General features: G+C 71.1%; 18 protein-coding genes and 1 pseudogene. 7 read left to right on the top strand and 12 right to left on the bottom strand.

All coding sequences use genetic code 11. The annotated features are described in order from the left end of the window. Positions 1-5: 5 nt before the first annotated feature. From tal to pgl, 5 genes are all read left to right on the top strand, one after another. Positions 6-1,184 carry a transaldolase gene (gene tal / locus KBX08_RS20105; RefSeq protein WP_210784998.1) on the top strand — a complete coding sequence of 393 codons (1,179 nt, stop codon included), beginning with the start codon at positions 6-8 and terminating at the stop codon, positions 1,182-1,184. Between the two features lie 64 nt (positions 1,185-1,248). Then, on the top strand, positions 1,249-2,898 hold the full coding sequence (locus KBX08_RS20110; RefSeq protein WP_210784999.1) for a glucose-6-phosphate isomerase: 1,650 nt from the start codon (positions 1,249-1,251) through the stop codon (positions 2,896-2,898). 2 nt (positions 2,899-2,900) lie between these two features. Further along, complete coding sequence (gene zwf / locus KBX08_RS20115; RefSeq protein WP_210785000.1) at positions 2,901-4,454, top strand: glucose-6-phosphate dehydrogenase; 1,554 nt, start codon at positions 2,901-2,903, stop codon at positions 4,452-4,454. Beyond that, positions 4,451-5,467 carry a glucose-6-phosphate dehydrogenase assembly protein OpcA gene (locus KBX08_RS20120; protein WP_210785001.1) on the top strand — a complete coding sequence of 339 codons (1,017 nt, stop codon included), beginning with the start codon at positions 4,451-4,453 and terminating at the stop codon, positions 5,465-5,467. The genes zwf and KBX08_RS20120 overlap by 4 nt, the downstream gene beginning before the upstream one ends. Before the next feature lie 144 nt (positions 5,468-5,611). Next, positions 5,612-6,382, top strand: coding sequence for a 6-phosphogluconolactonase (pgl, locus tag KBX08_RS20125; protein ID WP_210785002.1), 771 nt, complete (start codon positions 5,612-5,614; stop codon positions 6,380-6,382). 17 nt (positions 6,383-6,399) lie between these two features. Here pgl and KBX08_RS20130 read toward each other — a convergent pair whose 3' ends face one another. From KBX08_RS20130 to rapZ, 8 genes and pseudogenes are all read right to left on the bottom strand, one after another. Further along, positions 6,400-6,741 carry an RNA polymerase-binding protein RbpA gene (locus KBX08_RS20130; RefSeq protein ID WP_210785003.1) on the bottom strand — a complete coding sequence of 114 codons (342 nt, stop codon included), beginning with the start codon at positions 6,739-6,741 and terminating at the stop codon, positions 6,400-6,402. A gap of 140 nt (positions 6,742-6,881) precedes the next feature. Continuing rightward, entirely contained in the window at positions 6,882-7,142 is a 261-nt protein-coding gene (secG, locus tag KBX08_RS20135) for a preprotein translocase subunit SecG (RefSeq protein WP_030337344.1), read from the bottom strand. A 96-nt stretch (positions 7,143-7,238) separates the two neighbouring features. Continuing rightward, a complete protein-coding gene (gene tpiA, locus KBX08_RS20140; RefSeq protein ID WP_210785004.1) occupies positions 7,239-8,030 on the bottom strand; it encodes a triose-phosphate isomerase in 792 nt (263 codons plus the stop codon). After that, positions 8,031-9,230 (bottom strand): phosphoglycerate kinase, encoded by a 1,200-nt coding sequence (gene pgk / locus KBX08_RS20145; RefSeq protein ID WP_210785005.1) that lies wholly within the window; start codon positions 9,228-9,230, stop codon positions 8,031-8,033. It abuts the gene before it with no gap. Next, complete coding sequence (gap, locus tag KBX08_RS20150; protein WP_124853956.1) at positions 9,227-10,231, bottom strand: type I glyceraldehyde-3-phosphate dehydrogenase; 1,005 nt, start codon at positions 10,229-10,231, stop codon at positions 9,227-9,229. The genes pgk and gap overlap by 4 nt, the downstream gene beginning before the upstream one ends. Before the next feature lie 267 nt (positions 10,232-10,498). Beyond that, a complete protein-coding gene (whiA, locus tag KBX08_RS20155) occupies positions 10,499-11,479 on the bottom strand; it encodes a DNA-binding protein WhiA (protein WP_210785006.1) in 981 nt (326 codons plus the stop codon). Positions 11,480-11,533: 54 nt separating this feature from the next. Continuing rightward, positions 11,534-12,563: pseudogene (locus KBX08_RS20160) on the bottom strand (2-phospho-L-lactate transferase CofD family protein). Further along, positions 12,560-13,432, bottom strand: coding sequence for an RNase adapter RapZ (gene rapZ, locus KBX08_RS20165; protein ID WP_210785016.1), 873 nt, complete (start codon positions 13,430-13,432; stop codon positions 12,560-12,562). The pseudogene KBX08_RS20160 and the gene rapZ overlap by 4 nt, the downstream one beginning before the upstream one ends. Positions 13,433-13,714: 282 nt before the next feature. Here rapZ and KBX08_RS20170 point away from each other — a divergent pair, with 282 nt between their 5' ends. Continuing rightward, complete coding sequence (locus KBX08_RS20170; protein WP_210785007.1) at positions 13,715-14,059, top strand: hypothetical protein; 345 nt, start codon at positions 13,715-13,717, stop codon at positions 14,057-14,059. 76 nt (positions 14,060-14,135) lie between these two features. Next, positions 14,136-15,980, top strand: coding sequence for a DNA helicase RecQ (recQ, locus tag KBX08_RS20175; RefSeq protein WP_210785008.1), 1,845 nt, complete (start codon positions 14,136-14,138; stop codon positions 15,978-15,980). Positions 15,981-16,038: 58 nt separating this feature from the next. Here recQ and KBX08_RS20180 read toward each other — a convergent pair whose 3' ends face one another. The 4 genes from KBX08_RS20180 to uvrA form a co-directional block, all read right to left on the bottom strand. After that, positions 16,039-16,698, bottom strand: coding sequence for a C39 family peptidase (locus tag KBX08_RS20180; RefSeq protein ID WP_210785009.1), 660 nt, complete (start codon positions 16,696-16,698; stop codon positions 16,039-16,041). Between the two features lie 864 nt (positions 16,699-17,562). Further along, entirely contained in the window at positions 17,563-19,551 is a 1,989-nt protein-coding gene (gene uvrC, locus KBX08_RS20185) for an excinuclease ABC subunit UvrC (RefSeq protein WP_210785010.1), read from the bottom strand. Between the two features lie 184 nt (positions 19,552-19,735). Next, positions 19,736-20,227, bottom strand: a complete 492-nt coding sequence (locus KBX08_RS20190) for a Rieske (2Fe-2S) protein (RefSeq protein ID WP_210785011.1) — start codon at positions 20,225-20,227, stop codon at positions 19,736-19,738. Between the two features lie 161 nt (positions 20,228-20,388). After that, a complete protein-coding gene (gene uvrA, locus KBX08_RS20195; protein WP_210785012.1) occupies positions 20,389-23,334 on the bottom strand; it encodes an excinuclease ABC subunit UvrA in 2,946 nt (981 codons plus the stop codon). Positions 23,335-23,647: the final 313 nt, after the last annotated feature.

Genomic DNA, 23,647 nt, shown 5'->3' on the forward strand with positions numbered 1-23,647 from the left:
ATGGCATGACGGACAAGCTGAATGAGCTCACCGCCGCGGGCGTGGCGGTCTGGCTCGACGATCTTTCCCGGGTGCGTTTGAGCTCCGGCGGGCTGGACCAGCTGCGCCGCGAGAAGCACGTGGCCGGTGTCACCACCAACCCCACGATCTTCGCCAAGGCGCTGAGCGACGCCGACGAGTACAACTGGCAGCTGCACGACCTCGCCACCCGTGGCGTCGAGGTCGAGGAGTCGGTGCGCATGCTCACCACGTACGACGTGCGGTGGGCCTGCGACGTGATGCGCCCGTCGTACGACGGCAGCGACGGTGTCGACGGCCGGGTCTCCATCGAGGTGGACCCCCGGCTGGCCCACGAGAGCGACCGGACGGTGGCCGAGGCCAAGGCCCTGTGGTGGCTGGTGGACCGCCCCAACCTCTACATCAAGATCCCGGCCACCGAGGCCGGCCTCCCGGCGATCACCGCCACCCTGGCCGAGGGGATCAGCGTCAACGTCACGCTGATCTTCGGTCTGGACCGCTACTCGGCGGTCATGGAGGCGTTCCTCGCCGGTCTGGAGCAGGCCAAGACGAACGGCCACGACCTGTCCAAGATCGGCTCGGTGGCGTCGTTCTTCGTCTCCCGGGTCGACTCCGAGGTCGACAAGAGGCTGGAGAAGGTCGGCTCCGACCAGGCGAAGGCCCTCAAGGGCAAGGCCGCCATCGCCAACGCGCAGCTGGCGTACGAGCGCTACACCGAGGTCTTCTCCTCCGACCGCTGGAAGGCGCTCGCCGCGGCCGGCGCGCACCCGCAGCGGCCGCTGTGGGCGTCCACCTCGACGAAGAACCCGGACTACCGGGACGTCATCTACGTCGAGGAGCTGATCGCGCCCGGCACTGTCAACACCATGCCGGAGTCGGTCATCCACGCGTACGCCGATCACGGCGAGACCCGCGGCGACACCATCACCGGCGCCTACGACGCGGCGCGGAAGGTCTTCGCCGACCTGGAGTCGGTCGGGGTGGACATGGACGACGTGATCGTCACCCTGGAGCGCGAGGGCGTGGAGAAGTTCGAGGCCAGCTGGCAGGAGCTGCTCGACGGGGTCCGCAAGTCCCTGGAGGCGGCGGCCAAGGGCAAGGGTGCCCCGAACAAGGCGGCCAAGGGCAACGCCAAGGCCGCCGAGCAGGCCGGTGGTAACGCATGAGCGAGCGAATCAGCCTCAGTGCCAAGGGGCCTCATGACGGCACGCAGCGAAGCGGAGTGACGGCATGAGCGACCTTCTCGCTGGGCCGGTGGAGGCAGCCGCCGGGCTCGCCGTGTACGGCGCGGACGCGGTCGACAAGGCCGCGCCCGCCTCGACCCGGGACGCGCTGGTCAAGGCCGGCGTCCCGGGCAAGCTGGCGGGCAAGGACGCGAGCCTGTGGGGTCCGGACGCCGAGGCCGAGGCGAAGATCCGGCTGGGCTGGGTGGACACCCACCGGCGCAGCCGCGAACTGCTCGTCCAGTTGGCCGAGCTGACCGCGGAGCTGGCCGACCTGGATCACGTGGTACTCGCCGGCATGGGCGGCTCGTCGCTCGCACCCGAGGTGATCACCCGGACGCTGGGTCGCCCGTTGACGGTGCTGGACACCACCGACCCGGGCCAGGTCCGGGCGGCGCTCGGTGACCGGCTGGAGCGCACCGTCGTGGTGGTGGCCAGCAAGTCCGGGTCGACGGTGGAGACCGACAGCCACCGGCGCGCGTACTGGCAGGCGTTCCTGGACGCCGGGATGACCGAGGCGGAGGCCGGCCGGCACTTCGTCATCGTCACCGACCCGGGTTCGCCGCTGGAGGCCACCGCGGCCGAGATGGGCGCGTTCACGGTGCTCGCCGACCCGAACGTCGGCGGCCGGTACTCGGCGCTGACCGCGTTCGGTCTGGTGCCCTCGGCGCTGGCCGGGGTCGAGGTCGGGGAGCTGCTCGACCAGGCCGACGCGCTGGCCACGTCGCTCGGCGCGGACCAGAACAACCCGGCGTTGGCGCTGGGCGCCGCCCTGGGCGCCGCGGCCACGCTGGCCCGCGACAAGGTCGCCCTGGTCTCCGACGGCACCGGCATCGACGGGCTCGGCGACTGGGCCGAGCAGCTGATCGCCGAGTCGACCGGCAAGGCCGGGGTGGGCATCCTCCCGGTGGTAGTGGAGTCTCCGCAGAGCCCCGGCGCCACCGGCGCGGACGTGCTGACCGTCAGCTACGGCGGCGCGCTGGCCCCCGGAGACATGCCGGGCGGCGGGGCCAACCCGGACGTGGCCGTCAACGGCCCGCTGGGCGCGCAGTTCCTGGCCTGGGAGTACGCCACCGCGGTGGCCGGCGTGGTGCTCGGCATCGACCCGTTCAACCAGCCGAACGTCACCGAGTCCAAGGAGAACACCAACAAGATCCTGGCCTCGGGCCTGCCGGCGGAGACGCCGTCGTTCACCGAGGGCGCGATCGAGGTGTACGCCCCGCAGGGCGCCCCCGGAAACCTGGCCGGTGTGCTGCGCTGGCTGCTCGACGGGCTGGGCGACGACGGTTACCTGGCGGTGATGGCGTACCTCGACCGGTTCGCCGACGCCGACGCGGCCCGGCTGCGGTCGCTGCTGGCGCAGGCGGGCGGCCGGCCGGTCACCTTCGGCTGGGGGCCGCGCTTCCTGCACTCGACGGGCCAGTACCACAAGGGCGGCCCGCAGGTGGGCAGCTACCTCCAGGTGACCGGCGGGGTCGCCGAGGACCTGGCGGTGCCGGGCAAGCCGTACAGCTTCGGTGAGTTGCAGGCGGCGCAGGCCGCCGGTGACCGGCAGGCCCTCGCCGGTCGGGAGCGCCCGCTGCTGCGGTTGCACCTGACCGACCGGGCCGCCGGTGTCGCCCAACTACTGGACGCGGCCGGTGATCTGCGGGCGTGAGGATGGACGACGTGACTGAGGCGGAGCGAGGAGGCGGTTCGGTGAACCCGCTGCGCGACCCGCAGGACCGCCGGTTGCCCCGGATCCCGGAGCCCTGCGCTCTGGTGATCTTCGGGGTGACCGGCGACCTGGCCCGCAAGAAGCTGCTCCCCGCGGTCTACGACCTGGCCAACCGGGGGCTGTTGCCGCCGGGCTTCGTGGTGCTCGGTTTCGCGCGCCGCGACTGGGGTGACGGCGACTTCGAGACGTTGGCCTGCGAGGCTGCCCGCAAGCACGCTCGCACCCCGTGGCGGGACGAGGTGTGGGCGCGGCTGGCCGGCAACATCAAGTTCGTCGGCGGGTCGTTCGACGACGACGACGCCTTCGACCAGCTCGCCTCGACGCTTGACGATCTGCGTCAGACCCACGGCATCGCCGGCAACGCGGCGTTCTACTTCTCCATCCCACCGGCCGCGTTCCCCGTCGTGCTCAAGCAGTTGGCCCGCACCGGAATGGCCGACAACGACAAGTCCGGCGGTTGGCGCCGGGTCGTTGTGGAGAAGCCGTTCGGTAACGACCTGCCCTCGGCGAAGGCGCTCAACGACCTCGTCGACGACGTGTTCACCCGACAGGACGTCTTCCGGATCGACCACTACCTGGGCAAGGAGACGGTTCAGAACATCCTCGCCCTGCGGTTCGCCAACAATCTGTTCGAGCCGCTGTGGAACTCCAAGTACGTCGACTCGGTGCAGATCACCATGGCGGAGGACGTCGGCATCGGCACCCGCGCCGGCTTCTACGACACCGTCGGCACCGCCCGCGACGTGCTGCAGAACCATCTTCTCCAACTCCTCGCCCTGGTGGCGATGGAGGAGCCGACCAGCTTCGACGCCGACGAGATCCGGACCGAGAAGCTGAAGGTGCTCAAGGCCATCACACTGCCCAAGGACGTCGCCCGGGACACCGTCCGCGGTCAGTACCTGCCGGGCTGGGTCGGCGGCGAACGCGCTGTCGGTTACCTGGATGAGCGCGACGTCCCCGCCGGCTCCACCACCGAGACGTACGTGGCGGTGCGGTTGGGCATCCAGAACCGCCGCTGGGCGGAGGTGCCGTTCTACATCCGGGCCGGCAAGCGGCTGCCCCGGCGGGTCACCGAGGTCGCCATCATGTTCAAGAAGGCGCCGCACCTGCCGTTCAACGACGCCGACATGGAGTCGCTGGGCAACAACCAGCTGGTCATCCGGGTGCAGCCGGACGAGGGCGTGGTGCTCAAGTTCGGCTCGAAGGTGCCGGGTACGACAATGGAGGTCCGCGACATCGCCATGGACTTCCAGTACGGCGAGGCGTTCACCGAGTCCAGCCCCGAGGCGTACGAGCGTCTGGTGCTGGACGTGCTGATCGGTGACCGCACCCTGTTCCCGGACGCGGCCGAGGTCGAGCAGAGCTGGCAGGTGATCGACCCCCTGGAGCACGCCTGGGAGGGCACCACCCCGGAGCCGTACCGGGCCGGCGAGTGGGGCCCCCGGGCCTCCGACGAGATGCTGGCCCGCGAGGGCCGCGCCTGGAGACGAGCATGATCGGGCTGTGGGACACCACCGGCAACGAGGTGGTCAAGGCGCTCGCCGCCGAGCGGCGCAGCGCCGGCGGGGTGGCCAGCGGCATGGCGCTCACCCTCATCGTGGTCGTGGACGAGAAGCGGGTCCGGGAGGCGGAGGCCGCGGCGACGATCGCCGCCGCCGCGCACCCGTGCCGCCTCCTGGTGGTGGTCCGCTCGGAGATCGAGCGGGACCGCAACCGACTGGACGCGGAGATCGTGGTCGGTGGCCGGCTCGGCCCCTGCGAGGCGGTGGTCACCCGGATGTACGGCCGGTTGTCCCTGCACGCCGAGTCGGTAGTGATGCCGTTGCTCGTTCCCGACGTACCGGTTGTCACCTGGTGGCACGGCGAGCCACCGGCGGAGATCGCCACCGACTTCCTCGGGGTGGTCGCCGACCGGAGGATCACCGACTCCGCGCAGGCCGCCGACCCGGTGGAGGCGCTGCGGCAGCGTGCCCGGGACTACGCCCCGGGCGACACCGACCTGGCGTGGACCCGGATCACCCCGTGGCGCACCCTGGTCGCCGGGGCGTTCGACACCACCAGCGCCCAGGTCACCGAGGCGACCATCGTCGCGCCTCCCACCGACCCGACGGCGGCGCTGATGGCCGGTTGGCTGTCCAGCCGGCTCGGCATCACCCCACGCCGGGTGGACAGCGACGAGTTCCCTCGGATGCGGGAGGTGCAGCTCAGCTGCGCCAACGGCGACCAGTTGACGCTGACCCGCGAGGACAGCATGGCCGTGTTCCGGCGGACGGGCCAGGACGACCGGGCCCTGCCGCTGGTGCGCCGCCCGCTCGGCGACGAGCTGGCCGAGGAGCTGCGCCGGCTGGACGCCGACCAGGTGTACGCGGAGGCGCTGGGCGCGACGGTCGGGCTGCGAGGGCTGGAGCAGCGCCCCCCGCAGCGGGTCCACGTCTGGAAGGATCCGGCCACCGCGCAGCGCGCCGAGGCCGGGGTCACCGCGCACGTCGGCACGAGCGGCGAGGGCTGAGCCCAGCCGGGGCACATCGTCGGGCAGGGCTGGTACGCACCGGCCCTGCCCCGCAATCTCCGGGGTTTTCGCCCCAACCACCTCGGGCACACCGCCCCGGGCACGACAGCGACCGCCTCGCGGTCGGGAAACGAAGGCGCAACCATGAGTGAGGCGAGTGTCGCCGTCCACGCCGACGCCGACCTGCTGGCGCAGGCTGTGGCGGCCCGGTTGCTGGTGAAGCTGCTCGACGCCCAGGCCGACCGGGGCGAAGCCTCGGTGGTGCTCACCGGAGGTCGGGTCGCCGCGGCCGTGTACCGGGCGGTGGCGACGCTGCCGGCCCGCGACGCGGTGGACTGGTCCCGGGTCGACGTGTGGTGGGGCGACGAACGGTTCCTGCCCGCCGGTGATCCGGACCGCAACGAGACGCAGGCGCGCGCCGCCCTGCTGGACGTGGTGCCACTGGATCCGGCCCGGGTGCACGCCATGCCGGCCTCGGACGGCCCGGCCGGCAACGACCCCGAGGCGGCGGCTGCCGCGTACGCGGAGGAGCTGGCCCGCGCCGCCCGGCCCGGGCACGCCACCCTGCCGCACTTCGACGTGCTGATGCTGGGCGTCGGCGAGGACGGCCACGTGGCCTCGGTCTTCCCCGAGCACCCGGTGGGCTACGAGACCCGGCCGGTGAGCGCGGTGCGGGGCAGCCCCAAGCCGCCGCCGACGCGGACCACCCTCACCCTGCCGGCGATCAACACCGCCGAGGAGGTCTGGCTGGTGGCCGCCGGCGCCGACAAGGCTCGCGCGGTGGGTATGGCGTTGGCCGGCGCCGGCCCGGTGCAGTTGCCGGCGGCCGGCGTGCACGGCGTGCACCGCACCCGCTGGCTGCTGGACCGGGCGGCCGCAGCCGACGTACCCGTCCGACTGCGCAGCCTGCGCTGAGCGCGGGGAGGAGCCCGCTACTCGCCGCGTCGACGGCGTAGTGCGGCGAGCGCCTCGGCGAGCAGGGCCTCCCCCTCCTCGGCGGTGCGCCGCTCCTTCACGTACGCCAGGTGGCTCTTGTACGGCTCGGCGCGGACCCGACCCGGCGGGTTCTGGGCGTCCCGACCGGCGGGTAGGCCACAGCGGGGGCAGTCCCACAGGGGTGGCGGTTCGACGTCCGCGGCGATCCGGATGTCGACCCGGTGGTCGTTACGGCACCAGTAGCTGACGTCCTGTCGGGGGGCGGGTTGGTGCCGCCCGTCCGGGCGCATCGGTGCGGACCCGACCCGGGCTCCCCGGATAACGTTGCCATTCGGCACGGCTGCTCGCTCCTGTCGTCGGAGGGGACCCGCCGTCTTCGGGGGTGGAGCGGCGGGCGACGCGGTGCAGCGGAGAAAAGCCTGCGCGCGGCCCGTCGAGTGACGAACCGCGCGCAGATTGTACGACTTACTGAGCCTGCTCAGGCACCGCTGTTCATTTGGAGGCGCAGCCAGAGCCCGAGGCCGACGATGGCGGCGAACCAGACGACGCTCACCAGGACGGTGTAGCGGTCCAGGTTCTTCTCCGCGACCGAGGAGCCGGCGAGGCTGGAGCTGACGCCACCGCCGAACATGCTCGACAGACCGCCGCCCTTGCCGCGGTGCAGCAGGATCAGCAGGGTGAGCAGAATGCTCGTGATGACCAGCAACACGATCAACGTGTATGCGAACCAGATCGGCATGGCTGGGGTCAGTTCCTCTCGTAGCGATCCTCGCCCGGTCTGATCGGGCACGGCGGCACCGACCGGCGGACGGGCGGTGTCAAGGATACCGAGCGATCAGCGGGCGAGGTGCTCCGGGAACCGGCAGATCTGAGCGAATTCCTCGGCGTCCAGGCTGGCGCCCCCCACCAGGCCCCCGTCCACGTCCGATTGCGCCATGATCGAGGCGATGTTGGACGCCTTGACCGAACCGCCGTAGAGGACCCGAACCTGGTCGGCGGTCTCCTGGTCGAAGCGTTCCGCCAGTCGCTGACGCACCGCCCCGCAGACCTCCTGGGCGTCGTCCGGGGTCGCCGTCTTGCCCGTGCCGATCGCCCAGACCGGCTCGTACGCGATCACGACCTGCCGCACCTGCTCGGGGGTGAGCCCGGCGAGGCCCCCGTCGAGCTGGTCGGAGCAGTGCGCCACGTGGGTGCCCTGCTCACGGACGTCCAGCCCCTCCCCCACGCACAGGATCGGCGTCAGGCCGTGCGTCAGCGCCGCCTTGACCTTGGCGTTGACCAGTGCGTCGTCCTCGTTGTGGTAGGCCCGCCGCTCGGAGTGCCCGACCACCACGTACGTGCAGCCGAGCTTGGCCAGCATCGGCCCGGAGATGTCCCCGGTGTACGCGCCGGACGCGTGCGGGGACAGGTCCTGTGCGCCGTAGCCGATGAGCAGTTTGTCCCCGTCCACAGCGGTCTGCACGGTGCGCAGGTCGGTGAAGGGCGGCAGCACGACCGTCTCGACGGCGGTGAGCTGCTTCTCGGTGAGGCTGGCCGCCAGCTTCTGCACCAGCAGGTTGGCCTCGAGGTGGTTGAGGTTCATCTTCCAGTTGCCGGCCATCAGTGGCCGGCGGGTGGTGCTCGACATTCAGTTCTCCAGGGCCGCGATGCCGGGGAGGGTCTTGCCCTCGAGGTATTCCAGGGAGGCGCCACCACCGGTGGAGATGTGCCCGAAGGACGACTCGTCCAGCCCCAGGGCACGGACGGCCGCTGCGGAGTCACCGCCGCCGACGACGCTGAACGCGTCGGCCTTGGTGATCGCCTCGGCGATCCCCCGGGTGCCCGCCGCGAAGGCCGGCATCTCGAACACGCCCATCGGGCCGTTCCAGAAGATCGTCTTCGCCTGGGACAGCGCGGCGCTGAAGCCCGCCACCGTCTCCGGGCCGACATCCAGGCCGAGTCGGTGACTCGGGATGCCGTCGACCCGCACCGTGTCGTGCGCCGCGTCCGGAGCGAACGCGTCCGCGACCACCACGTCGACCGGCAGCATGATCTTGCCGCCGGATCGCTCCAGCAGGTTGCGGCAGGTGTCGACCATGTCCTTCTCCAGCAGCGAGGTGCCCACCTCCAGGCCCTGGGCCTTGAGGAAGGTGAAGCACATCCCGCCACCGATGAGCAGCCGGTCGACAGTGGGCAGCAGAGCCTCGATCACGGCGAGCTTGTCGGACACCTTCGACCCACCGAGCACCACCACGTACGGGCGCTCCGGGTCACCGGTGAGCTTGGAGAGCACCTCGACCTCACGCAGCACGAGCCGGCCCGCGACGTGCGGCAACCGGGCCGGCACGTCGAAGACACTGGCGTGCTTGCGGTGCACGGCACCGAACGCGTCGTCCACGTACGCGTCGCCGAACGCGGCGAGCTGGTCGGCGAAGGCGCCCCGCTCGGCCTCGTCCTTGCTGGTCTCACCGGCGTTGAAACGCAGGTTCTCCAGAAGGGCGACCTGGCCGTCGGCCAAGCCGGCGACGGTGGAACGGGCCGAATCACCGACGGTGTCGGTGGCGAAGTGCACCGGCGCGCCGAGCAGCTCACCGAGCCGCCCGGCGACCGGGCCCAGGCTGAACTGCGGGTCCGGAGCGCCCTTCGGGCGGCCCAGGTGCGAGCAGACGACCACCTTCGCGCCGGCCTCGACCAGCGCGCCGAGAGTCGGCAGCACCGCGCGGATCCGGCCGTCATCACTGATCTCACCGGTCTGCTTGTCGAGCGGGACGTTCAGGTCGGCGCGCACCAGCACGCGCCGACCCGACACCCCCTCGGCGAGCAGGTCGTCGAGGGTCCGGATGCTCACAGCGACGAACCGACCAGCTTGACGAGGTCGACGAGCCGGTTGGAGTAGCCCCACTCGTTGTCGTACCAGCCGACGACCTTGACCTGGTTGCCGACGACCTTGGTCAGCGGCGCGTCGAAGATGCACGACGCCGGGTCGGTCACGATGTCGGTGGAGACGATCGGGTCCTCGTTGTAGACCAGGATGCCCTTGAGCGGACCGTCCGCGGCGGCCTTCAGCGCGGCGTTGACCTCGTCCACGGTGGTCTCGCGACCGACGTTGACGGTGAGGTCGGTGACCGAGCCGGTCGGGATCGGCACCCGCAGGGCGTACCCGTCGAGCTTGCCCTTGAGGTCCGGCAGGACCAGGCCGATCGCCTTGGCGGCGCCGGTCGAGGTCGGCACGATGTTCAGCGCGGCGGCCCGGGCGCGACGCAGGTCCGAGTGCGGCGCGTCCTGGAGGTTCTGGTCCTGGGTGTACGCGTGGATCGTCGTCATCAGACCGTGCTGGATGCCGAACGTGTCGTGCAGGACCTTCGCCATCGGCGCGAGGCAGTTGGTGGTGCACGAGGCGTTGGAGATGATGGTGTGCTTCGCCGGGTCGTAGGTGTCGTGGTTGACACCCATGACGACGGTGACGTCCTCGTTCTTCGCCGGGGCGGAGATGATGACCTTCTTGGCCCCGCCGTCGACGTGCGCCTTGGCCTTGGTGGCGTCGGTGAAGAAGCCGGTCGACTCGATGACGACGTCCGCGCCGACCTCGCCCCACGGCAGCTTCGACGGGTCCTTCTCGGCGTACGCCTTGATGGTCTTGCCACCGACGGTGATCTCGTCGGCGGTGGCCTTGACCTCGTACGGCAGGCGACCGAGGATGCTGTCGTACTTGAGCAGGTGGGCGAGCGTGGCGTTGTCGGTCAGGTCGTTCACCGCCACGACCTCGATGTCGGCGTCAGACGCCAGCACTGCCCGGAAGAAGTTACGGCCGATTCGGCCAAAGCCGTTGATGCCAACCCGGATGGTCACAGGTCCCATCTCCTCGCGTTCTGGTCCGCCGGCTTCAGACAACGGGCCGGCGGGAATGGTGTGCGCCGACCGTTGGAGCCGGCCGTCGACGGTTCATCTCGGCCACCCCGCCGCGCGGTCTGAGGACCTGACCGCCCGAGGCGGTGGGGCACGACGAGGAGTGCCGGTGTCGGCCCCCTTGCCGTACGCAGCGACCCTATCCGAGCGTGCGAGACCACGCTGCGCCGGGTCGTGCTCCCGGGCGCACCGTGCGGCCCCACCGTCCTATCAGACCACGAGCATGTCGGGCGTGACGGCAGCTTCCGTATCCGGGATGCCAAGGTCGCGGGCCCGCTTGTCGGCCAGCGCCAGGAGCCGGCGGATCCGCCCCGCGATCGCGTCCTTGGTCAGCGGGGGGTCGGCCAAGGCCCCCAACTCCTCCAGCGACGCCTGGCGGTGCTCCAGACGCAGCCGACCGGCGTCGGTCAGGTGGTTGGGCGCCTCGTCGGCGAGGATCTCCAACGCACGGGTGACCCGGGCGGCCGCGGCGACCGCCGCCCGCGCCGAACGGCGCAGGTTGGCGTCGTCGAAGTTGGCGAGCCGGTTGGCGGTGGCCCGCACCTCACGGCGTACCCGGCGCTCCTCCCAGGCCAGCACGCTGGAGTGCGCGCCGATCCGGGTGAGCAGCGCGGCGATCGCGTCACCGTCCTTGACGACCACCCGGTCCACCCCGCGTACCTCGCGGTTCTTCGCTGTGATGCCGATCCGGCGGGCCGCGCCGACCAGCGCCAACGCCGACTCCGGCCCCGGGCAGGTGATCTCCAGCGCGCTGGAGCGGCCCGGCTCGGTGAGCGAACCGTGGGCCATGAACGCGCCCCGCCACGCGGAGACCGCGCAGCAGACGTTTGCCGCCACCACGTGCGGGGGCAGCCCACGCACCGGGCGACCCCGCACGTCGAGCAGGCCGGTCTGCCGCGCCAGGGCCTCGCCGTCCTTGACCACCCGAACGATGAAGTGGCTGCCCTTGCGCAGCCCACCGGAGGCCAGCACGTGGATCTCGCTGGGGTAGCCGTAGACCTCGGCGACCTCCCGGCGCAGCCGGCGGGCCACCGCCCCGGTGTCCAGTTCAGCCTCCACCACCACGCGGCCGGAAACGATGTGCAGCCCGCCGGCGAAGCGCAGCAGCGCGGCCATCTCCGCCCGCCGACAGCAGGGTTTGGGCACGTCGACCCGACTCAGCTCGTCCTTGACCGCGGCCGTCATCGCCATTGTGCGTCCCCTCACGGACCTGTTCCGGCGTGTCGCCGGAGATTACGTACGTGTCTAACGATCGGCGCCCAGGACAGGCACCAGCGCGGCGCCCAGGGCAGCCGGATCATGGCGGGGAGTCCCGTCGACAACGGCGACCGGGGCGAGGACCAGGCGGGCACCCAGCGATTCTGCCGCACGTTCGACCGGTTCGGGGTCACCCACCGCCTTGGCATCGGCGAGCACAAGATCGACCTTGAGTTCGGGCAGGTACCAGTGCAGCGCCGCGAGATGATCGGCGACGGAGAGCCCGAGGGTCTCCTTCTCCGCGGCGAGGTTCAGCGTGACCAGCCGCCGGGCCGAGGTGGACACGATCGCGTCGGCCAACTGCGGCACCAGCAGGTGCGGAAGCACACTCGTGTACCAGCTGCCCGGCCCGAAGATCAACCAATCGGCCGCCCGGATCGCCTCGATGGCCTCGGCGCACGCCGCTGGGGCGCTCGGGGTGAGGCGCAACGACTCGACCCGCCCGGTGGTTACGGCCACCTGGTGCTGGCCAGTGACCGTGCGCACCTCGTCCGGGGCGGCCGGGTCGGCACCGCGTACCCGCGCCTCGATGCCGACCGGTTGGCGGGACATCGGCAACACCCGGCCCACCGCGCCGAGCATCGCGCCGGCGTGCTCCAGCGCTGCCACCGGGTCGCCGAGCAGCTCCATGAGGCCACAGAGCACCAGGTTGCCCACGGCGTGCCCGGTCAGACCGTCGGTCCCGGCCGACGCCCCGTCGGTGCCGCGCGGGGTCGTGTCCGTGCCGCGCGGAGCCGCGCCGTCCCGGTCCGGGTCGCCGCCCGGGTCGCCGCCCGCCGCCGGGCCCGGGCCGGTCGCGCCGGGCCCGGGTACGCCCACCGGTACGGCGGTGAAGCGGTGCTGGAACAACCCGGCCACCCCGCTCGGCCCGCAGCCGACCACTGGAACCACCGTCGTCACCCACCGTGACCACCGCGGTGATGTCGAGGTCGAGTTCGGGAGCGCAGTGGCGCAGCGCACGCAACGAGGCGGACAGGCCGTGCCCGCCGCCGAACGCCACCACCCGCAGGGCCGTCATTCCCGCCCCAGGTCGCGGTGCTGGGCGTTCGCCGCCAACCCGGAGTGACGCAGTCGGCTGGCCAACTCCTCGGCGATGGCGACGCTGCGGTGCTTGCCGCCGGTGCAGCCCACGGCGACGGTGAGGTACCGCTTGCCCTCCCGCTCGAAGCCGGTCGTGGTGGCGTTGACCAGGTCGGCGTACGAGGCGACGAAGGCGTCCGCGCCCTCCTGGCCCAGCACGTACGCGCTGACCGCCTCCTCCCGCCCGGTGTGCTCACGCAGCTCCGGCACCCAGTACGGGTTGGGCAGGAAACGGGCGTCCAACACGAAATCGGCGTCCGGTGGCAGGCCGTACTTGAAGCCGAACGACAACACGGTGAGCCGCAGCCGGCGGGCGTCCTCGCCGCCGAACAACTCCTCGATGCGGCGCCGGAGCTGGTTGACGTTCAGGTGGCTGGTGTCGATGATCACGTCGGCCTGGTCACGGGCCTCCTCCAGCAGGCCGCGCTCCACGGCGATGCCGTCGGCAAGCCGCCCGTCACCCTGCAACGGATGCGAGCGCCGAACGCTCTCGAACCGCCGGATCAGCACCTCGTCGTCGGCGTCGACGAAGACCACCCGGGGCGAGAAGCCGCGCTCCTTGAGCTCCCGGATCGCCCCGGCCAGGTCGGTGGAGAAGGCCCGCGACCGCACGTCCAGCACCATTGCGGTACGCCGGGCCGCGCCGCCCGCCTTGAAGGCCAGCTCGGCCATGTCCAGCATCAGGGCCTGCGGCAGGTTGTCCACGACGTAGTAGCCGACGTTCTCCAACGCCCGGGCCACAGTGCTGCGCCCACCCCCGGAGAGGCCGGTGACCACCACCAGTGTGGTCTCCGACTCAGCCGCCATCTGCTCGTCATCGGCATCCGGGCCGTCGATCCGGTCACCGGCTGTGCGCGCCTCGCTCACCCGTACCCCCAAGCCGTGGCGCCGCGGCCGCCGTCGGCCGCGATTGGTCAATCAGCGACTCTATCCCGCCGCCGGGCCTCCGCCAGGCACCCGTGGCCGGGCTGCGGCCGCCGGCCATTTCGAGGGTCGCCCTCCCGACAGCGCACACGCTTGATGACGATCAGTAGTTGTCAATACGCTCAACGTGATCGTCGCAGGTCAGACCGACATCTGGAGGGTGCGATGCACGACCTGGCGGACAAGAACAAGTACGTCGGCTTCCTGTTCATGCGAATCAGCCCCGAGTACTTCGCCCTCGGCCGCGAGGGCATCCATGAGATCTCCGCCGAGCACGCCCGCGACCTGGGCCGCTTCGCCAAGCAGCTCACCCACGTCGTCTGCACCGGGGTGAACGGCAAGTACGACCAGGTCACCATGGTCGAGGCCGACACCCTCGAGGAGATCAACGCGGCGGCCACCGCCTTCCGCATGGGCAACAAGGCCCGCTACATCGAGATCGTCGACATCGTGGTCGGGATGAAGGCGCCGCCGCGCGGCCTGGCCAACCGGCCCAGCCAGCCCGGCTGACCGCCTCGCCCGTCCGGCCCACCCGACCCGGGTGCGCCGGGCGGGCGCTGTCGGCGTCGGCTCGTAGACTCCCCGGATGGCTTCTCCCACCGACCTGCGTACCGCCTCCGACGCCCTGGACGTGCTGGGCCGGGTCTTCGGCTACGACGCGTTCCGTGGTTTCCAGCAGGACGTGATCAACCATGTGGTCGCCGGCGGCGACGCGCTGGTGTTGATGCCCACCGGTGGCGGTAAGTCCCTGTGCTACCAGATCCCGGCCCTGGTCCGTGACGGCGTCGCCGTCGTCGTGTCCCCGCTGATCGCGCTCATGCAGGACCAGGTGGACGCCCTCACCGCGGTCGGCGTCCGCGCCGGGTTCCTCAACTCGACCCAGACCCTGGACGCCCGGCGGCGGGTGGAGGCCGCCTTCGTCGCCGGCGAGCTGGACCTGCTCTACCTGGCCCCGGAGGCGCTCGGCGTCCGATCCACCCTCGCCCTGCTCGACCGGGGCCGCATCTCCCTGTTCGCGATCGACGAGGCGCACTGTGTGTCCCAGTGGGGGCACGACTTCCGCCCCGACTACCTCGCGCTCTCGATGCTGCACGAACGCTGGCCGCAGGTGCCCCGCATCGCCCTGACCGCCACCGCGACCAGCGCCACCCGGACCGAGATCGCGACCCGGCTCAACCTCGACGACGCCCGGCACTTCGTGGCCAGCTTCGACCGGCCCAACATCCAGTACCGGATCGTGCCCAAGCGGGAACCCCGCAAGCAGTTGCTGACCCTGCTGCGCGACGAGCACCCCGGCGACGCCGGCATCGTCTACTGCCTGTCCCGGGCCTCGGTCGACAAGACGGCGGAGTTCCTCACCGCCAACGGGGTCGCCGCGCTGCCCTACCACGCGGGGCTGGACGCGGGCACCCGCGCTCGCAACCAGCAGCGCTTCCTGCGCGAAGACGGCCTGGTCATGGTGGCCACCATCGCCTTCGGCATGGGCATCGACAAGCCCGACGTGCGGTTCGTCGCCCACCTCGACCTGCCCAAGTCCGTCGAGGGCTACTACCAGGAGACCGGCCGCGCCGGCCGTGACGGCCTGCCGTCCACCGCCTGGCTGGCGTACGGGCTTCAGGACGTGGTCCAGCAACGCAAGATGATCGAGACGTCCGAGGGCGACCTCGCCCACCGCCGCAACCTGGCCGCGCACCTGGACGCGATGCTCGCCCTCTGCGAGACGGTGCGCTGCCGGCGGGTCCAACTGCTCGAATACTTCGGCGAGACGACGACGGCCGCCTGCGGCAACTGCGACACCTGCCTCACCCCACCGGAGTCCTGGGACGGCACCGTCGCCGCCCAGAAATTGCTCTCCGCCGTCTTCCGCCTCGACCGCGAACGCAACCAACGCTTCGGCGCCGGGCACTGCATCGACATCCTGCTCGGCAAGCAAACCGACAAGATCAGCCAGTACGGTCACGACTCGCTGACCGTCTTCGGCATCGGCTCCGAGCACAGCGAGGCCGAGTGGCGGGGCGTCGTCCGGCAACTGCTCGCCGAAGGGCTCCTCGCCGTGGAGGGCGACTACGGCACGCTGGCGCTGACCGAGGCGAGCGCCGACGTCCTCGCCCGCCGCCGTACGGTCACCATGCGCCGCGAGCCGGAGAAGCCGGCATCGAGCCGCTCGTCGAAGCCGCGCGGCGCGTCCACCGTGGTGGCCGAGCTGACCCCGGCCGCCGCGTCGCTGTTCGAGCGGCTGCGAGCCTGGCGCGCGACCAGCGCCAAGGAGCAGGGCGTCCCGGCGTACGTCATCTTCCACGACGCCACGCTGCGACAGATCGCCAGCGACGCGCCCAGCACGCTGGCCGACCTGTCCCGGGTCAGCGGAGTCGGCGAGAACAAACTCGCCAAGTACGGCGAGCAGATCCTGACCGTCCTCGCCACAGACTGAGGTCATGCCGAAGGGCCGGGCCCCGTGGTGGGGTCCGGCCCTCCGGTGTTGTGCTGGGTCAGCTGGTGGCGTAGCCGCGGGTGGCGATCCAGTCGGCGAGGTGCTCGACGGTGACCTCGTAGGAGGCGGTGTTCGCATCGGCGGAGTCGGCGATCTTCACCACGTTCCCGCCGTCGCGGTAACCCACGACGCTGATGTAGTGCCCGCCCTCGAAGGAGTGCACGCCGCCGTCGGTGTCGACGCTGGTGCCGGCGATGTTGGCGACCACGGCCCGGCCGTCGTCGACGGTGCGGACGATGTCGGCGCGCAGCCGGTCGGTCTGCTTGGCGTCGGCATCCGGGGTGCTGATTTCCACGGACCGGTAGGCGTTGGTCTTACCGGTCTCCTTGTTCAGCACCGGGGTGATGTCGTTGATGGAGTTGGTGCCGGCCTCGGTGGTGCCCATCTCCTTGGCCATGGCGTCCACGCTGATCTCCTTGCCCTGCACGGACAGGGCGTTACGCGTGGCGGCCGGGCCGCAGTAGTAGAAGTTCGGCTGGGCCTCGTAGCGCACACCGAGCTGACGCTCACCGGCGGGCTTACGGTCGCTCTGCGTCTGGGTGGCCGGCTTGGCATCCGACGCGGCGTACGCGGCGGTCACCGGTCCGGCGATGGCGCCGCCGGTGAAGGCGAGGCCAGCAGCGGTCAGAGCGGTCTTACGGATCAGATCGGTACGCATGATGGCGTGCTCCTCTGGCGTCGGGGGTGCCCGCACGGCACTCAACGGGGGATCAGTGCGTGCGGGGGAAGTGCGAAGGGGTTCTGCCCGGTGACCCGCGACGAGGGGGTCGGCGTCGGGACAGGGTGCAACGGGTGCCGGTGGCGAATCATTCCGCCTACCCGGGGTCGGCCGTTGTGCTGCTCGGCCGTGCGGGGGATGTAACCAGGGCTGCCGGGCGGGTGTTCCCCGCGGCTGCCTGGCCGTTGTGGTGCTCGGCGGTTCGGGGATGTAACCGGGGCTGCCCGGCCGGTGTTCCCGGCGGCTGCCGTGCCCGGCCGTTGTGCTGCTCGGGCGTCCGGGGGATGTAACCGGGGCGGCCTGGCGGGTGTTCCCGGCGGGGGTCGGCCCGCCATGACCTGGACTGTTGCGGTGGTCTGCCAGGTATAACGACCCGGCCCGGCCGCCGATTCCGCCGCCGGGGTGGCCCGGACCACCCGACACCCAAGGGCAAACCCGACAAACGACCCACCCAGCGGCCGGGGCGAACCCGACACGGAGGCCATGCCGGCGTGATCGACTCGGCTTCATGGAAGTCGCGGTGTCCCGGCGGCGGGGATGCACCGACTTCATAAAAGCCGAGTGGATCATGCCGGTCTGCGCCGTTCGTCCGCCCCGGACCCGGTCGGAGGCGGGGGCAGAGCCCGGCGCGGACCGCCGCTAGATGTGCTCGATCCAGGAAACAGTCCCCTCCCTGCGCCACGAGGCCACTACATCCAGGATCGAGCACGATCATGGGGGCGCGACCGCCGACGAAGGGGCGGGCGAAAACAGTCAGCGTGGGCGGGTCGGCTGCGCCTCCGGCCGGGCGAGCGACGACAGTGCTCAGGTGCTGGGCTTCACCTCGGCGCCGTCGCCGGCCTTCGTGTCCTTGTCCAGGGCGACCAGGATCGCCTCGGCGGTACGCCGCCCCACCCCAGGCACCTCGGTGATCTCTTCAGCCGTCGCGGCCGAGAGTCGCTTGAGCGAGCCGAAGTGCCGCAGCAGCGCCTTGCGACGCACCTCGCCCAGGCCGGGCACGTGGTCAAGTGCCGACTCGGTCATCCGCTTGGAGCGGCGCTGCCGATGGAAGGTGATGGCGAACCGGTGCGCCTCGTCACGCACCCGTTGCAGCAGGTAGAGCCCCTCGGAGGTGCGCGGGAGGATGACCGGGAACTCGTCGTCCGGGAGCCACACCTCCTCCAGCCGCTTGGCCAGTCCGCACAGGGCCACGTCGTCGATGCCCAGGTCGGCGAGTGCCTGCGCGGCGGCCGCGACCTGTGGGGCGCCGCCGTCGACGACCACCAGCTGCGGCGGGTACGCGAATTTTCGGGGCCGGCCGGTGGTCGGATCGATCAGGACGCCGACCTGGGGCTCGAGCGCGTCCTGGGGGGCGGCCGAGTCGTCGGCCGACTCCACGCCCACCTCGCCCGTCTCGGCCCTTGCGTCCAGGTAGCGGGCGAAGCGCCGACGCAGCACCTCGGACATCGCGGAAAGGTCGTCGGTGGCGCCGCGGACGATGAACCGCCGGTACTCGCTCTTGCGCGGCAACCCGTCCTCGAAGACCACCATGCTGGCGACCACGTCGGTGCCCTGGATCTGGGAGATGTCGAAACACTCGATGCGCAGCGGCGACGTGCTCATGCCCAGCGCCTCGCTGATCTCGTCCAGTGCCTTGCCCCGGGTGGTCAGGTCACCGGAGCGCTTGAGCTTGTGCCGGGCCAGCGCGTCCTTGGCGTTGCGTTCCACCGTCTCCATCAGTGAGCGTTTGTCGCCGCGCTGCGGCACCCGCAGCGACACCCGACTGCCCCGATGGTCGGAGAGCCACTCGGCCAGCGCGTCGGCGTCCGCGGGCAACTCGGGGACCAGCAGTTCCCGAGGCACGTCGGCCTCGCCGTGCTCGCCGCCGTACACCTGGGTGCAGAAGTGGTGCACCAGGTCCCCGGTGGTCAGATCCTCGGTCTTCTCCACCACCCAACCGCGCTGGCCGCGGACCCGGCCGTCGCGGACGTGGAAGACCTGCACAGCCGCCTCGAGCGGGTCGTCGGCGAACGCGACGACGTCCGCGTCGGTGCCGTCGCCGAGCACCACTGTCTGCTTCTCCATGGCCCGGCGCAGGGCGGCCACGTCGTCGCGCAGCCGGGCGGCCCGCTCGAACTCCAGCTGCTCGCTCGCCTCGGTCATCTCGCGTTCGATCTTGCGGACCATGGTGTCGGTGCGCCCGGCCATGAAGTCGCAGAACCCGTCGACGATGGCCCGGTGTTCCTCGGCGGAGACGGTGCCGACGCACGGCGCCGAGCACTTGCCGATGTAGCCCAGCAGGCAGGGACGACCGACCTGGCCGGCCCGCTTGAACACCCCGGCGGAGCACGTCCGCGCGGGGAAGACCCGCAGCAGCAGGTCGAGGGTCTCCCGGATGGCCCAGGCATGCGAGTAGGGACCGAAGTAACGCACACCCTTGCGCTTGGCGCCGCGCATCACCTGCAGCCGGGGGTACTCCTCGTCGAGGGTGACGGCGAGATAGGGGTACGACTTGTCGTCGCGGTAGCGGACGTTGAACCGCGGGTCGTACTGCTTGATCCAGGTGAACTCCTGCTGGAGCGCCTCGACCTCGGTGCCAACGGTGATCCAGTCCACCGACTCGGCGGTGGTGACCATCTGCCGGGTGCGCTCGTGCAGGTTCCAGACGTCACCGAAGTAGGAGTTGAGCCGGCTGCGCAGATTTCGCGCCTTGCCGACGTAGATCACCCGGCCGGTGCCGTCGCGAAAGCGGTAGACCCCCGGTAGCTCCGGGATGGTGCCGGGTGCGGGGCGGTAGGTCGAGGGGTCAGCCACGCCGACAAGCCTAGTCCGCAGCACCGACAGCCCACCGCAGGCGTGATCCACTCGGCGTCCCGAAAGCCGGGGTGTCGACACCCCGCTGACACCCCGGCTTCCCGAAACGCGGGTCGACCCTGCGACGCCGGGCCGACCGACCGGTCAGCGTGCGGCCGGGCCGGCCCGCCGGCCCCACGTCGGATCAGGCCAGCGAGATCTGATCGCCGGTGACCTTGATGCTCTTGGGCGGCAGCGGCTTGGTGGCAGGGCCGGCCTTCACCGAGCCGTCCTCGATCGAGAACTTGCTGCCGTGGCAGGTGCAGTTGATGGTGCCGCCGTCGACGTTCGTCACCGGGCAGTTCTGGTGCGTACAGATCGGGCTGAAGCCCTTGAACTGGCCTGCCGCGGGCTGGGTGATGACCACACCTTCGGCGGCGAGGACCTTGCCGCCTCCGACCGGGATGTCGGCGGTGGTGGCCAACGACTGCGCGTTCTGCCGGTCGCCGCCGCCGGCGTCACCGGTGCTGGGTACGGCGGGGCCACCACTGGTGGGTGCGTCACTGCCGCTGCCGTTGCCGCCGTCGTCGCTGCCGCAGGCAGCCAGCACGACGGCCGCGCCGACCGCCCCGACGCCGGTGAGCAGGGTACGACGTGTCTGCGTACCCGAACCGGTCAGCGCCTGATCGTCACTCATGCCTCGCCTCTCTCTAGCCCGCTGCCGGTCGAAAGCCGGCCACACTTCTCCACACGGGCAACTGTGCCGGATGGTTCATCGGGTACTCGTCCGACCCGGCAAATGGGGGGGGGCGGTTCGTCAACCGACCCGCCCCGCCCCCGCGAACACGCACAGATTGGTCAACGCGCGGCGGCCGGCACCTTACGGCTGGCCCGCGCCTTGGTCACGCCGTTGGCCTTGGCGGCCCGGGTGGTGGCGGCAGCCGCACCCTTGGCCTTGCCGTCGAGCTTGAGCACCTGGCGCAGGAACTCGCCGGTGTGGCTGTCGGCCACCTCGGCGACCTCCTCGGGGGTGCCGGTGGCGAGCACTGTGCCGCCACGGTGGCCACCCTCGGGACCCATGTCGATCAGCCAGTCCGCGGTCTTGATCACGTCGAGGTTGTGCTCGATCGTGATCACCGTGTTGCCCTTGTCGACAAGCCCTTCCAGCACCATCAGGAGCTTGCGGATGTCCTCGAAGTGCAGACCGGTGGTCGGCTCGTCGAGCACGTAGACCGTCCGCCCGGTGGAGCGCTTCTGCAGCTCGGAGGCGAGCTTGACCCGCTGCGCCTCACCGCCGGAGAGGGTCGGCGCGGGCTGGCCGAGGCGGACGTAGCCCAGGCCGACGTCGACAAGGGTCTTCAGGTGCCGGTGGATGGCCGGGATGGCGGAGAAGAACTCGGCGGCCTCCTCGATGGGCATCTCCAGCACGTCCGAGACGGTCTTGCCCTTGTAGTGCACCTCCAGGGTTTCCCGGTTGTACCGGGCGCCCTTGCAGACCTCGCAGGGGACGTACACGTCGGGGAGGAAGTTCATCTCGATCTTGATGGTGCCGTCACCCGAGCACGCCTCGCAGCGCCCGCCCTTGACGTTGAAGGAGAACCGGCCCGGACCGTACCCGCGCACCTTCGCCTCGGTGGTCTCGGCGAAGAGCTTGCGGACGTGGTCCCAGACGCCGGTGTAGGTGGCCGGGTTGGAGCGCGGCGTGCGGCCGATCGGCGACTGGTCCACGCCGACGACCTTGTCCACGTGCTCCAGCCCGGAGACCCGGGTGTGCCGGCCGGGCACCAGCCGGGCGCCGTTGATCTGGTTGGCCAGCACCGCGTACAGGATGTCGTTGACCAGCGTCGACTTGCCCGAGCCGCTGACCCCGGTGACCGCGATCAGCTGGCCCAGCGGGAACGAGACGGTCAGGTTGCGCAGGTTGTGCTCCCGCGCGCCGTGCACCACCAGCTCGCGGGCCGGGTCCTGCGGGCGGCGGCCCGTCGGCGTCGGGATCGACCGCCGACCGGACAGGTACGCCCCGGTGATCGACTCCTTGTTCTTCAGCAACGCCGGCACCGAGCCGCTGTGCACGATCTTGCCGCCGTGCTCACCCGCGCCGGGCCCGATGTCGACGATCCAGTCGGCGGTGCGGATGGTGTCCTCGTCGTGCTCCACCACGATCAGCGTGTTGCCGAGCCCGCGCAGCCGGATCAGGGTCTCGATCAGCCGGTGGTTGTCGCGCTGGTGCAACCCGATCGACGGCTCGTCGAGCACGTAGAGCACGCCCACCAGGCCGGAGCCGATCTGGGTGGCCAGCCGGATGCGCTGTGCCTCGCCGCCGGAGAGCGTGCCGGCCGGGCGGTCCAGGGAGAGGTAGTCCAGGCCGACGTCGAGCAGGAACCGCAGCCGGGCGTTGATCTCCTTGAGGACCCGCTCGGCGATCATCTTCTGCCGGTCGGTCAGCTCGATGCCGGCGAGCAGGTCGGCGCACTCCCCCACTGACAGGTTGCAGACCTCGGCGATGCTCTTGCCGGCCAGCGTGACCGCGAGCACCTCGGGCTTGAGCCGGGCACCGCCGCACGCCGCGCACGGCACGTCGCGCATGTAGCCCTCGTACTTGTCGCGGGACCACTCGGACTCGGTGTCGGAGTGCCGGCGCTCGATCCACTGCACCACGCCCTCGAAGCCGGTGTAGTAGGAGCGCTCGCGGCCGTACTTGTTGCGGTAGCGCACGTGCACCTGGTCGTCGGAGCCGTGCAGGATCGTCTTCTGCGCCCGCGCCGGCAACGCCCGCCACGGGGTGTCGATGTCGAAGTGCTGGGCCTCGCCGAGCGCCTCCAGCAGGCGCAGGAAGTATTCCAGGTTGTGCCCGGTGGACCAGGGCTGGATGGCGCCCTCACGCAGGCTGCGCTCCGGGTCGGGGACCAGCAGCTCCGGGTCGACCTCCTTCTTGGTGCCCAGGCCGGTGCACTCCGGGCAGGCGCCGTAGGGCGCGTTGAAGGAGAAGACCCGAGGCTCGAGATCCTCGATGGCGAGCGGGTGGTCGTTGGGGCAGGCCAGGTGCTCGGAGTAGCGGCGCTCGCGGTCCGGGTCGTCCTCGGGAAGGTCGACGAAGTCGAGCAGGACCAGGCCGCTGGACAGCCCCAGGGCGGCCTCGACCGAGTCGGTGAGCCGCTGCTTGGCGCTCGGCTTGACGGTGAGCCGGTCGATCACCACCTCGATGGTGTGCTTCTCCTGCTTCTTGAGCTTCGGCGGCTCGGTCAGCGGGTGAACCACGCCGTCGACCCGGGCCCGGGCGTAGCCCTTGGCCTGCAGCTCGGCGAAGAGGTCGACATATTCGCCCTTGCGGCCACGGATCACCGGGGCGAGCACCATGAACTTGGTGCCCTCGGCCATGGCGAGGACCCGGTCGACGATCTGTTGCGGGCTCTGCCGGGAGATGCGCTCACCACAGACCGGGCAGTGCGGCTCACCGATGCGGGCGTAGAGCAGACGCAGGTAGTCGTAGACCTCGGTGATGGTGCCGACGGTCGAGCGCGGGTTACGCGAGGTGGATTTCTGGTCGATCGAGACGGCCGGGCTCAGGCCCTCGATGAAGTCGACGTCTGGCTTGTCCATCTGGCCGAGGAACTGCCGGGCGTACGACGAGAGCGACTCGACGTAGCGGCGCTGCCCCTCGGCGAAGATCGTGTCGAAGGCCAGGCTCGACTTGCCCGACCCGGACAGCCCGGTGAACACGATGAGTGCGTCCCGGGGCAGGTCGAGACTGACGTCACGCAGGTTGTGCTCGCGCGCGCCACGGATGATCAGTCGGTCGGCCACGGTGCGTGTACTCCCGGGAGAAGACGAAGCGAAGGATCTGTCCCGCTCTGGGTGGTCTTGAGCGGTCGTACGGGCGCGGAAAACACGCCTCGGCAACTCTAGCCCCGAGGTGTGACAGTTTCCCTCGCCCGCACATTCCCCCAGCTCAGCCCGGTCGGCCGCGCCGCCCGCAAGCCCGGTCGGCCGCGCCGCCCGCAGGCCCGGGCGCCCGCGCGTCGGCGGGCGCCCGGTCAGTAGCCGCCGGGCGTCGGCGGACGCGCGGCCCGACGCCGGGCCGAACGCCAGCCGCCGCGTCGCTCCGCCGCCACCCGTC

The organism is Micromonospora sp. H61, assembly GCF_018070325.1.
In the GTDB taxonomy this organism is placed as follows: domain Bacteria; phylum Actinomycetota; class Actinomycetes; order Mycobacteriales; family Micromonosporaceae; genus Micromonospora; species Micromonospora salmantinae.

What these genes read in the sequence shown, in the direction of transcription:
- secG (WP_030337344.1), bottom strand. Translation starts at nt 7,142, where the DNA reads ATGCCGATCTGGTTCGCATACACGTTGATCGTGTTGCTGGTCATCACG.
- KBX08_RS20170 (WP_210785007.1), top strand. Translation starts at nt 13,715, where the DNA reads ATGCACGACCTGGCGGACAAGAACAAGTACGTCGGCTTCCTGTTCATG.
- tal (WP_210784998.1), top strand. Translation starts at nt 6, where the DNA reads ATGACGGACAAGCTGAATGAGCTCACCGCCGCGGGCGTGGCGGTCTGG.
- KBX08_RS20190 (WP_210785011.1), bottom strand. Translation starts at nt 20,227, where the DNA reads ATGAGTGACGATCAGGCGCTGACCGGTTCGGGTACGCAGACACGTCGT.
- KBX08_RS20180 (WP_210785009.1), bottom strand. Translation starts at nt 16,698, where the DNA reads ATGCGTACCGATCTGATCCGTAAGACCGCTCTGACCGCTGCTGGCCTC.
- tpiA (WP_210785004.1), bottom strand. Translation starts at nt 8,030, where the DNA reads ATGTCGAGCACCACCCGCCGGCCACTGATGGCCGGCAACTGGAAGATG.
- pgl (WP_210785002.1), top strand. Translation starts at nt 5,612, where the DNA reads ATGAGTGAGGCGAGTGTCGCCGTCCACGCCGACGCCGACCTGCTGGCG.
- zwf (WP_210785000.1), top strand. Translation starts at nt 2,901, where the DNA reads ATGGACGACGTGACTGAGGCGGAGCGAGGAGGCGGTTCGGTGAACCCG.
- whiA (WP_210785006.1), bottom strand. Translation starts at nt 11,479, where the DNA reads ATGGCGATGACGGCCGCGGTCAAGGACGAGCTGAGTCGGGTCGACGTG.
- KBX08_RS20120 (WP_210785001.1), top strand. Translation starts at nt 4,451, where the DNA reads ATGATCGGGCTGTGGGACACCACCGGCAACGAGGTGGTCAAGGCGCTC.
- rapZ (WP_210785016.1), bottom strand. Translation starts at nt 13,432, where the DNA reads ATGGCGGCTGAGTCGGAGACCACACTGGTGGTGGTCACCGGCCTCTCC.
- recQ (WP_210785008.1), top strand. Translation starts at nt 14,136, where the DNA reads ATGGCTTCTCCCACCGACCTGCGTACCGCCTCCGACGCCCTGGACGTG.
- KBX08_RS20110 (WP_210784999.1), top strand. Translation starts at nt 1,249, where the DNA reads ATGAGCGACCTTCTCGCTGGGCCGGTGGAGGCAGCCGCCGGGCTCGCC.